The organism is Betaproteobacteria bacterium (assembly GCA_009693245.1).
Classification (GTDB): Bacteria; Pseudomonadota; Gammaproteobacteria; order Burkholderiales; family SHXO01; genus SHXO01.
Window position 1 is genome coordinate 1 of the sequence record SHXO01000110.1, and the last position, 9,434, is coordinate 9,434.

At 58.4% G+C, this 9,434-nt stretch carries 13 protein-coding genes; 3 read left to right on the forward strand and 10 right to left on the reverse strand.

Annotated elements, in window-relative coordinates; all coding sequences use genetic code 11:
- Positions 1-178 precede the first annotated feature (178 nt).
- Complete coding sequence (locus tag EXR36_14555) at positions 179-1,111, reverse strand: MBL fold metallo-hydrolase (GenBank protein ID MSQ60817.1); 933 nt, start codon at positions 1,109-1,111, stop codon at positions 179-181.
- A gap of 153 nt (positions 1,112-1,264) precedes the next feature.
- On the opposite strand from EXR36_14555, the gene EXR36_14560 reads away from it, so the two are divergent.
- Positions 1,265-1,747 carry a hypothetical protein gene (locus EXR36_14560; GenBank protein MSQ60818.1) on the forward strand — a complete coding sequence of 161 codons (483 nt, stop codon included), beginning with the start codon at positions 1,265-1,267 and terminating at the stop codon, positions 1,745-1,747.
- A gap of 16 nt (positions 1,748-1,763) precedes the next feature.
- Positions 1,764-2,264, forward strand: coding sequence for a hypothetical protein (locus tag EXR36_14565; GenBank protein MSQ60819.1), 501 nt, complete (start codon positions 1,764-1,766; stop codon positions 2,262-2,264).
- On the opposite strand, the gene EXR36_14570 is transcribed toward EXR36_14565, so the two are convergent.
- The 8 genes from EXR36_14570 to EXR36_14605 all read right to left on the reverse strand — a co-directional run bounded on the left by EXR36_14570 (position 2,265) and on the right by EXR36_14605 (position 8,412).
- Positions 2,265-2,759 carry a hypothetical protein gene (locus EXR36_14570; protein MSQ60820.1) on the reverse strand — a complete coding sequence of 165 codons (495 nt, stop codon included), beginning with the start codon at positions 2,757-2,759 and terminating at the stop codon, positions 2,265-2,267.
- Positions 2,760-2,802: 43 nt separating this feature from the next.
- A complete protein-coding gene (locus EXR36_14575) occupies positions 2,803-3,168 on the reverse strand; it encodes a hypothetical protein (protein MSQ60821.1) in 366 nt (121 codons plus the stop codon).
- Between the two features lie 48 nt (positions 3,169-3,216).
- A complete protein-coding gene (gene rfbD, locus EXR36_14580; protein ID MSQ60822.1) occupies positions 3,217-4,110 on the reverse strand; it encodes a dTDP-4-dehydrorhamnose reductase in 894 nt (297 codons plus the stop codon).
- Positions 4,107-4,652, reverse strand: coding sequence for a dTDP-4-dehydrorhamnose 3,5-epimerase (gene rfbC / locus EXR36_14585; protein MSQ60823.1), 546 nt, complete (start codon positions 4,650-4,652; stop codon positions 4,107-4,109). The genes rfbD and rfbC overlap by 4 nt, the downstream gene beginning before the upstream one ends.
- Positions 4,649-5,530: a glucose-1-phosphate thymidylyltransferase gene (rfbA, locus tag EXR36_14590; protein MSQ60824.1), complete on the reverse strand. Its 882-nt coding sequence runs from the start codon at positions 5,528-5,530 to the stop codon at positions 4,649-4,651. Before rfbA ends, rfbC begins: the two co-directional genes overlap by 4 nt.
- Entirely contained in the window at positions 5,527-6,600 is a 1,074-nt protein-coding gene (gene rfbB / locus EXR36_14595) for a dTDP-glucose 4,6-dehydratase (GenBank protein ID MSQ60825.1), read from the reverse strand. The genes rfbA and rfbB overlap by 4 nt, the downstream gene beginning before the upstream one ends.
- Positions 6,601-6,666: 66 nt before the next feature.
- Positions 6,667-7,629 (reverse strand): peptidyl-prolyl cis-trans isomerase, EpsD family, encoded by a 963-nt coding sequence (epsD, locus tag EXR36_14600; protein ID MSQ60826.1) that lies wholly within the window; start codon positions 7,627-7,629, stop codon positions 6,667-6,669.
- A 114-nt stretch (positions 7,630-7,743) separates the two neighbouring features.
- Positions 7,744-8,412, reverse strand: coding sequence for a CAAX prenyl protease-related protein (locus EXR36_14605; GenBank protein ID MSQ60827.1), 669 nt, complete (start codon positions 8,410-8,412; stop codon positions 7,744-7,746).
- 158 nt (positions 8,413-8,570) lie between these two features.
- Between EXR36_14605 and EXR36_14610 the strand changes: the two genes are divergently transcribed.
- On the forward strand, positions 8,571-8,921 hold the full coding sequence (locus EXR36_14610) for a hypothetical protein (GenBank protein ID MSQ60828.1): 351 nt from the start codon (positions 8,571-8,573) through the stop codon (positions 8,919-8,921).
- Here the strand turns inward: EXR36_14610 and EXR36_14615 are convergent.
- The coding region (locus EXR36_14615) for a CoA transferase (protein MSQ60829.1) at positions 8,914-9,434 on the reverse strand (521 nt) is incomplete at its 5' end. The two genes, EXR36_14610 and EXR36_14615, sit on opposite strands and share 8 nt — an antisense overlap.

Consider the following 9,434-nt stretch of genomic DNA (forward strand, 5'->3'; position numbering starts at 1 on the left):
AGCTAACCAGTTCTACAGTCTCGCTGCTTGATCACCCGTGAGCGCCGCAATTCTATTCGAGCCGTCTCCACTATTGCGACAGAGCCAGAATAAACTCCTACTCTTGGAAGACGAAATTTCGGGGGAAGCTCAGTCTGCCTCCAATGCTTTTTACGCCTCACGCCTCACGCCTCACGCCTCACCTCCCCGGCGGCCGGTCCGAAGGCACGCCGCGCAATTGAATCTCGTTCTGAATCTCGATGACCATCAAGTCGTAACCCATTTCCAAGGTGCCTGGGTACTGTCTGCGGACTCTGCGCATGACCTCGGAGTCTTTCACTTCGACGAACTCCACCGGGGACAGTACGGCCAATCCTGGGCGGGTGGCGCGTAGCACCTTGGCGGCATCCTCGGGCGTGGTGTGAGTAGCCAGCTCTTTGCGAAGGCGTTCGGAATCCTCCAGAAAGTCCCCATGGACGGCCATGACTTCATGGATGATGACACTCGCACGGCGCGCGTTCTGGATGAGGTTTTCAGAGTACGTGGTGGCACCGGAGATCACGACAGCGCGCGAGCCGGACTCGATGCGATAACCGTAGGCCGGGTCCATGGGACCGTGATTCACCACGAAGGCCATCACACGCGAATGCTCGGACTCGTAGACCAGGTTCTCGGAAATATCCGAGGCATCGATTCTCGCACCCGCCTTGTTCTCCCGAAAGCGCGCCTGAATATCAAGGGCGTAGGCGCGTTGCAAGTGGCCCATCATTTCCACCGTTCCTTGCGGGCCGGTCACCGGCAAGGGCTCATCGCGGCCGCGATGCCATCCGCTCAACCACAGGTCGGCGCATCCCACCGTGCGATCCGAGCCCAAATTGGTCAGAAATACCTTCTGGACCTTGGCGGGGGACATTCCCGCCGCCGCCAAGCGCGCGGCCACGCCGCGTCCGCAGTCGAAAAGCAGAACATCACGCCCTACTTCTACCAAAACACTAGGACCCGCGCGCTCGGCCAATGCCGCCGCGCCGCTTCCAGTTCCCAGAAGCGTGACGCGAATCCCATCGAACGCCAGCGCGAAGGGCGCTGGAACCAGTAACGCCCAACACAGTCCGAGCACAAGGTAGCGCGGCATGACACCCCTTTGAACAAGATTATGAGGGCGATACTACCGCAGCAACGCTCCTTCCAAGACCATGCAACCAGGGCGCTGGCGCGCAGAACCTCCGTGCTAATATCCGCCGCCTTTGCAGGGAAACGACTCCATCGGTAGAAAAGGATTACTCGAATGAGTATGATCAAGCAGCGCGCGTTGGCGGCGGCTGGGCTACTGGCTTTTGGCCTGGGCACGACAGTGTGCGCGCAGGATGGCGGTATGCGTGTCGTGGTGCCGGCCGATCCGAAGGCATGGCAAAAGGAACCTTCCATTCCCTACGGGGCCAAGACCTTGGTGGTGTATGGAGATCCGAAGAAATCCGGTCCCTACATGATCCGCATTCGCATGCCGAGCGGCTACAAGATGCAGCCGCACAAGTTTCCCAATGACCTCTTCGTCACGGTGGTGAAAGGGACTTATTGGTTCGGCACGGGCGATCGCTACAACCCGATGAAGATGCGGGAGCTGCAAGGCGGCAGCGCGCTCACGATTCCTCACGATACCCCCTCGTATAGCTGGGCCCGTACGGAAGTAATCCTTCAAGTATTAGGCGATGGTCCGGTGCAGAACCCGATCGAGTACTTGCACCCCGACGACGACCCCAGACAACAATAAGCCCGAAGGATTTCTCATGCGAATACCCAACCGAGTTTTACTGGCGAGTTTGATGGCGAGCACCGCCATCGCCGCGGGCGCCGCCGGCGAGCCCTCCATCACACCGGCAGATCTCATCATGACCGGCCCCGAAGCCGTGGCGAGTAACGGACGCGAGTGGAAGGATAGCAAGAGCGTTCCGCCGGGCATGAAGGTGATCATGGTTCTGGGCGACCACTCCAAACCAGGGCCTTATGTGTTCCGGGCAATGATTCCCGCAGGGTACAAGTTACCGCCGCACCGGCATCCCGATGAGCGCAGCGTGATCGTGCTCAAGGGCACCTATTGGTCGGGCACGGGGGAGAACTTCGACCAGGCCGCCATGAAGAAATTCACGCCGGGCAACTTCTACATCACGGACGCGCGCGTGCCCCATTTCGCTTCCGCCGAATCCGACGTCATCATTCAAGAGATGGGCATTGGTCCCGTGGAAAACCCCATCGAATTCGTGCATGCGGAAGACGATCCCCGGAAATAGCTACTTCTTGAGGCTATCCTGGAATTTCGATAACTCGATCTGATTCACCGTCAGCACGGATTTCTGAAGGACGCTTTCGAGATAGAGGCGTTCGTTCTCCTGGGTCTTGCGTTGCCTCATAGTGGCCACCAAGGCGGCGCGCGCCTCTTCAAAGGTGCGTTGCCGGCTGGGCCGCTTGTCCATCACCTTGATTAAGTACCAGCCGTTCTTCAGTTTAAGTGGCGAACTGATGGCTCCCTTCTCCAGAGCGGTGATAACCGGGCGCAGATCGGGAGTGAGCTGGTTTTCCGTGACCCAACCTATCTCTCCGCCCCTGGCCGCGGTTTCCTTCTGATCGGACTCCTCTTTGGCAATGCTGGCGAATTCGGCGGGATTCTTTTGCAGCATCGCGGATAAATCCGTGACCTTCTTGGCAGCCGTGATGTTTTGAGCCTTGTCCGCGGCGTCCAGGGTGGCGATGAATATCGTTCCAATTTGATACTGCACCGGCGTCATCAACGCCTTTTTGTTTCATTCGTAGACGGCTCTTACCTCATCCTCAGAGGGATAGGAAGCCGGGGGGGCGCACGAAGCTCTGCACAAACGCACTCAACAGCGCTTGCTCCTTGGCCATTTCCATGAGCATTTGCACTTCTGCCTTTTGTTCCCATCCTTTGTCCCTTGCCTGGGCGATGAGGGATTTTCTAACCAGCTCCGCGCGCACCAGCTTGTCCAGGTCCGGCAGTGAGGATGCCAGGTGCTTCTTGATCTCGGGCCCTTGCAGATCCAGGGTTTCACGCACCTCGGCCGGGCTGATTTTGGTGTCGTCCAGTTTCCCGAGTACCGCCTCATCGCTGGCGAAGGCCATGGCGTATCCCAACCCAAGCACTAGAACAACCGGTAACCGAATTCGTGAGTGCGTCATGGAGAGGTTTCCTGTAAAGAGGGTTCTATGAGACACGTGGCAGCTCCGCTAAGGCATTTCCGCCAAACATTCGCGAAGTTGTTGCTGCCAGGGCACTTGTTGGATGCCGAAAGTTCGTAGGAGTTTCGAGTTATCCAGCACCGAGAAAAGTGGCCGGGTGGCCGGGGTCGGATAATCCTTGGTCGCGATGGGGATAGCCTTTGGATGGGCGGCGCCGGCGCCCGCATTGCGTTGTTTGAGCGCCTCACGGGTAAAGCCGTACCAGGAGGTCACCCCGCCCGCCGTCAGGTGATAGGTGCCAGATTGCTCGGCGCGGAGCCGCTCAAGAGCCATGCCGGAACCAAAACATCGTTGCAACACTTCGAATGTAACGCGCGCCAGGTACCGGCACCAAGTGGGCGCCCCAGTCTGATCCTCGACGATGCGTAGTTCTGGCCGTTCCTTTGCGAGGCGAAGCACGGTCAGCAAGAAATTCTTGCTGCGGCTACCGTACACCCAACTCGTGCGAAAGTTGAGATGAGTGACGCCCGATGCCCGCAGTGCGTCTTCCCCCGCCAGCTTGGTGATCCCGTACTGATTGAGCGGGCCTGTGGGATCGGTCTCGGTGAAGGGCGCGCCCAGGCGGCCGTTGAACACGTAATCCGTGGAGTAATGCACCATGACACCGCCCAACCCCGCCATCACATCCGCCATGACCCGAACGGCATCCCGGTTCACCTTCATCGCCACGCCAGGATCCGACTCGGCTTGGTCGACAGCGGTATAGGCCGCGGGGTTGACTAACAACGTGGGTTTTAGCCGAAGGATGAACGCACGCAATGCGGCCTCGTCGCATAGATCCAGTTCCGCGACGTCCACGGCGGTGACGTTTCCCAGGGATGGGAGCAGCTTCGCCAATTCCCAGCCCACTTGCCCTTGGGCACCTGTCAGCAGAATGTTCAATCAAATACCTCGGCCCGCCGCAAGCTCACACCTTCCAGGTCCTTCTTGGAGAGCACTGGGGGCCCGGAAATGGGCCACTTAATTCCAATAACGGGGTCGTCCCAGCAAATGGTTCTCTCGTGCTCCGGCGCCCAATAGTCCGTGGTCTTGTAGAGAAATTCGGCGTACTCCGAGAGCACCGCGAAGCCGTGCGCGAAGCCCTTCGGAATCCACACCATGCGCTTGTTCTCGTGCGACAACTCGAATCCCACCCAGAGGCCAAAGTGAGGCGAAGAACGGCGTATATCCACGGCGACATCGAACACTGCCCCGGCCACGCAACGAACTAGTTTTCCTTGTGGCTGGGCGATCTGGTAATGCAGGCCGCGTAATACATTCCTTGCCGAGCGTGAGTGGTTGTCCTGAACAAATTGCTCGCCATGGCCTGTGACTTCCGTCCAACGCCGCTGGTTAAAACTCTCAAAGAAAAATCCGCGGTCATCGCCAAAGATCCTGGGTTCGATCAGCAAGACTTCCGGAAGCGTGGTCTTTAGGATGTTCAAAGAAAAATTTTCGAGCTCAGCAGCGACTTGAGGTATTGCCCATAACTATTTTTCAGGAGCGGAAGGGCTAGCCGCTCCAAATCCTCGCCCGTGATGTAGCCCATGCGATAGGCGATTTCCTCGGGACAGGCCATCTTGAGGCCTTGGCGCTTCTCCAGCGTTTGCACGAAGAGCGAAGCCTCGATCAGCGAATCGTAGGTGCCGGTGTCCAGCCAAGCATGGCCACGCCCCATGACTACCACGTCAAGTTCTCCGAGTTCCAGGTAGCGCTTGTTGACGTCCGTAATCTCCAGCTCTCCGCGTGGAGAGGGCTGCAGGTTTTTCGCCATCTCCACGACGCCGCGGTCGTAGAAATACAACCCAGTCACGGCATAGCGCGAGCGCGGCTTGGCGGGCTTTTCCTCGATGCTGATGGCTTGGCCACCCGGCGCTAACTCCACCACGCCGTAGCGCTCTGGATCCGTCACGGGGTAAGCGAACACCGTGGCCCGCGTGTCCTTCGCGGCCGCGGACTTCAGATCGCTGGTCAAGCCATGGCCATAGAATATGTTGTCGCCCAGCATGAGCGTGCAAGTGTCTTCCCCGATAAAACGCTCGCCGATGATGAAGGCCTGGGCCAAGCCATCGGGCGATGCTTGTACCGCATAGGAAAAATTCATTCCCCAATGCTTCCCGCTACCCAATAGTTGCTCGAACCTCGGCGTATCTTGCGGTGTGGAGATGATGAGAATGTCCCGTATACCGGCCAGCATGAGGGTCGCGAGCGGGTAGTAAATCATCGGCTTGTCGTAGACAGGTAAGAGCTGCTTGGAAACTGTCTGCGTGATGGGATAAAGGCGAGTCCCCGACCCGCCCGCCAGGACAATTCCCTTTCTCATGGAACCGCCTCTCGCGATCGGTAATTCATGCCCACCCAATTTCGGTACTCGCCCGAAGTAACGCTTGCCACCCATTCGGGGCGGCTAAGGTACCACTGCACCGTTTTGCGTAAACCGGACTCGAAATTCTCACTGGGCCTCCAGCCGAGTTCTCGTTCGATCTTCGCGCAGTCGATGGCATAGCGCCAGTCGTGGCCAGGGCGGTCCTTGACATAGGTGATCAAGGAGTCATGAGGAACATTGGAAGAGTCTGGGCACAATTCATCCAACAGGCGGCACAAGGTGCGAACCACTTCGATATTCTTCACTTCGTTGTGGCCGCCGATGTTGTAAGTCTCCCCTACCATGCCGTGCCGCAAGACCATGGCGATGGCATCGCAATGATCGGTGACATAGAGCCAATCTCGCACGTTTTGCCCGTCTCCATACACAGGCAGTGCCTTGCCACGAACGGCGTTGTGAATCATGAGTGGAATCAACTTTTCGGGAAACTGGTAAGGCCCGTAGTTGTTCGAACAATTAGTGGTGAGAGTAGGCAAGCCGTAGGTATGGTGGTAGGCCCGCACCAAATGATCGGACGCCGCTTTCGTGGCCGAATAGGGACTGTTCGGCGCGTAGGCGGTGGATTCACTAAAGGCCGGGTCGCCGGGTCCAAGGGAGCCATAGACCTCGTCCGTGGATACGTGAAGGAACCGAAATTCTTGCCGCCTCGGCTCCGGTAATTTCTCCCAGTAACGACAGGCTTCATCCACCAAGGCAAAGGTTCCCACCACATTGGTTTGAACAAACGCACCGGGCCCGTGAATGGAACGGTCCACGTGGCTTTCGGCCGCGAAGTTCAAGATCGCCCGCGGAGTGTGCTCCTTGAGCAGCGCTTGAACGAGTTTGCGATCGCCAATGTCTCCGCGCACGAAAGAGTGAGCAGGCGAACCGTGCAAGGTTTCCAGGTTGCCCAAATTGCCGGCATAGGTCAGATTATCGAGGTTGATAACCGGCTCTGCCTCCCGCGCCAGCCAGCGCAACACGAAATTCGCGCCGATGAACCCGGCCCCGCCTGTCACCAATATCATTGCATCAGCTCCAAGGCCATTCCCATGAATTCTACTTACGTAATATCGGCCGGGCAGCAGGCAACCTTACTCCTTTACGGCCGGTGTGTCTGGCTCGGAAATGCCGCCGCCCGCCGGAGCGCTGCCGTCGAGTGTCGCGGGTTTCTGTCCATCGGGATGCGCGGCTTCGGGCAAACCAGCCTGCGCGCCCGACTTTCCATCGGCCGCCGCTTGTTTGAACTCACCCAGATACTCGATCTTCGCGCTTTCTCGCAGCCGCTTAAGCTCGTCTTGAGAAAGGGTCAACCGTGCCCGGTTCAGCAGATATTTTTCCACGACAGGTTTGGCTTTCTCTTGATCCAGAGCTTGGGTTTGCGAGGCAACCAGCTGCAACACCTGCACGCCGCCTTGCGCGGGTAGCAGCGTCAGATCGCCTTCCTTCATCTTGTGAAAGGTGGGCAGCATCTCCAAGGGTAGTTGCTCGGCGGCTTGGGTGGCCGAGCCGGCTTTGAATTTCAGGCCTTCGGACTGGAGCCACGCGACGAGATCCCGCATGACCAGGGTCTTCTTGGATTTCTTGTCGAGCTCTCCCAGCTTGCTCTTCAGTGCCTCCAGCCGTTCTCTTGAAATTGCGACGATCAATTGATTGAAGCGGTAGATTCTTCGTTCCGAAAACAGTTCTGGATGCTTGGTGTAGAACTCCGCGATGGCCTCGGGCGTGGGATTGGCGGCGCCCGCGGCGATCTTTTCAAGATACGCCTGAGCGAGAATTTGTTTGGTCGCGGCGTCGATAACCTGTAGAACCTTGGGGTCTGACTCGAGTTTATTTTCCGCCGCCTTTTGCAAGAGCAACTGCTGGTTGATCAACTGCTCCAGCACGCGTTTGCCAGCTTGCTTGCGTTGCTCCTCGTTCAGCGTGCCTACGCGCGCGAGGGCAAGATCGATCTGGCTGGAACTCACCTCCTTGCCATTGACCGTTGCCGCGGCAGGGGCCGTGTTTTGCTGCTGGGTCTGGCCACATGCACTCAAGAATGCGAGGGGCATCAACATGCCTGCTAGGCGGTGAAATGAAGGCACTCAAGTGCTCCCATGGAAATTGATCGGTTTGCCCCGCGCAAGCTGGGCAGGCGTGAAGTATAGACGCACAGCCCTTGCGGCGCGGGTCTACCAGAATTGCCACTGCCCGCTACGAAGCACCCATAATCCCAGCAGCATATTGGTAAACCCGTGCGCCAGAATGGGTACCCACAGATTTCCGCTTCGAATATAGAGCCAGCCATAACCCAAGCCAGCGATCAAACCGGCGGCCCATTGATGGTGTTCCACGGCGAATAGCGCCGAACTTATCAGTAGCGCATTGGCGCCCAAGACGCTGGGGTTGGCCTTCAAAAAATCCTGGCGCTCGATCCAGCGCATGACGAAAGAGCGCCAGAATAGCTCCTCCATGACGGGCACGATCACGGCAGCCCCAAACAAGCGAATAGATGCCATGAGCCATAGAACACTTCCATCCACGCCCCGCGGATCATATCCATTCGGGTGCCACAGCTTTACCCAGGGGCCATCCAAGGTAATCCAGATCCCGAATACAGCCGCGCCCACTACGAGGGCGATTACTCCCTCGCGCAGGCTGAGGCGCGGCCTGGCGATCTCCTCGTACCGGCTCCAAAAATATAAGAGGGCACCCGCAACGACGGAGATCTTCACGGCGTAGAGCCAGCGCCAATCGATGCGGGGCCATCCGTCATGGAGCCATGCTGAGCCTTCCAGTGACAAGAACAGAAGGTACAGCGCAAAAGGGAGAATCCGGCTGAAGGCCGGGTTCTCCCGCATTCTTGCCACGGAGTGACCGATATTCATCGTTTCGGGGAGGCTTATTCCACTGAGTTTTCGCGGCGTGGCCGCGATGTGGCATGGGCTTAGCAATTTCAGTTCCGCATGCAGGCGATCCCGTACAATCGGTCCCCTTTATCCACGCACTCCAGGCGCCCATGAAATTCATCCGCCTCCTGAGCCTTCCCCTGGTCGTGCTCGCCTCGGACGCGCTCGCCGATAACGCCGCGCTCAACGCCATGCTGGAGGAGAATGCTTCCGCGGCGGCTTATGCCCGATTGTGCGACGACGAACCCATGTCCGACCAACTGAAATCCAACACCATGCTCATGCTGGCATTGAGCGGCATCGACGCGCAAAGCGTTCAGTTAGGCAGCGGCAAATTCAACGACATCATGCGCCGCGATATCCGGGCCAAGCGCAAGCCCAACGAGCTTAATTGTTCCGAAAGACTTCGATGGGCAAGGGACCTGCTCGCCGCCACGCAAGAATCCATTCGCCTCAAATGACTCCCGAGGCCCGGAGTGCGCCGATTTCAAGAGTAACCAGGCCCAAGACATCGCCCAACACTTGATCCGTGTGTTCTCCCAGCCGCGGCGGTGGCAATTCATAGTGCACGGGCGAGGCGGACAGGCGTAGCGGGCTCGCCACGACAGGCACGGGTGCGTGGTCCGCGCCCGTGAGTTCCACGTGGATGCCACGGTGGCGCACTTGCGGGTCGGCAAACGCCTGCGCGATGTCCTGCACTTTTCCGCAAGGCACGCCTTGCTCGGAGAGTTTATCCATCCACCACTTCGCCGGGCGCGTTCGGGTAATAGCTTCCACTAACACCGTAAGATCCTGGGCGTGGCGTAAGCGCGCGGCGTTGGTGCGAAAACGCTCGTCCTTCGCGAGGTGCGGGGCCTCCAGGGCGTGGCAAAGTTTTTCGAACTGCGAATCGTTACCCGCCGCCAGCATCACCCAACCATCGGCGCAAACAAAGGATTGCGACGGCGTCACGGAAGGATGCTGGTTGCCGTTAC

Bases quoted from the DNA above. Each gene is read 5' to 3' on its own strand.
- EXR36_14605 (MSQ60827.1), bottom strand. From the start codon at position 8,412: ATGCGGGAGAACCCGGCCTTCAGCCGGATTCTCCCTTTTGCGCTGTAC.
- EXR36_14565 (MSQ60819.1), top strand. From the start codon at position 1,764: ATGCGAATACCCAACCGAGTTTTACTGGCGAGTTTGATGGCGAGCACC.
- rfbB (MSQ60825.1), bottom strand. From the start codon at position 6,600: ATGATATTGGTGACAGGCGGGGCCGGGTTCATCGGCGCGAATTTCGTG.
- EXR36_14555 (MSQ60817.1), bottom strand. From the start codon at position 1,111: ATGCCGCGCTACCTTGTGCTCGGACTGTGTTGGGCGTTACTGGTTCCA.
- rfbA (MSQ60824.1), bottom strand. From the start codon at position 5,530: ATGAGAAAGGGAATTGTCCTGGCGGGCGGGTCGGGGACTCGCCTTTAT.
- EXR36_14570 (MSQ60820.1), bottom strand. From the start codon at position 2,759: ATGACGCCGGTGCAGTATCAAATTGGAACGATATTCATCGCCACCCTG.
- EXR36_14575 (MSQ60821.1), bottom strand. From the start codon at position 3,168: ATGACGCACTCACGAATTCGGTTACCGGTTGTTCTAGTGCTTGGGTTG.
- EXR36_14610 (MSQ60828.1), top strand. From the start codon at position 8,571: ATGAAATTCATCCGCCTCCTGAGCCTTCCCCTGGTCGTGCTCGCCTCG.
- epsD (MSQ60826.1), bottom strand. From the start codon at position 7,629: ATGTTGATGCCCCTCGCATTCTTGAGTGCATGTGGCCAGACCCAGCAG.
- EXR36_14560 (MSQ60818.1), top strand. From the start codon at position 1,265: ATGAGTATGATCAAGCAGCGCGCGTTGGCGGCGGCTGGGCTACTGGCT.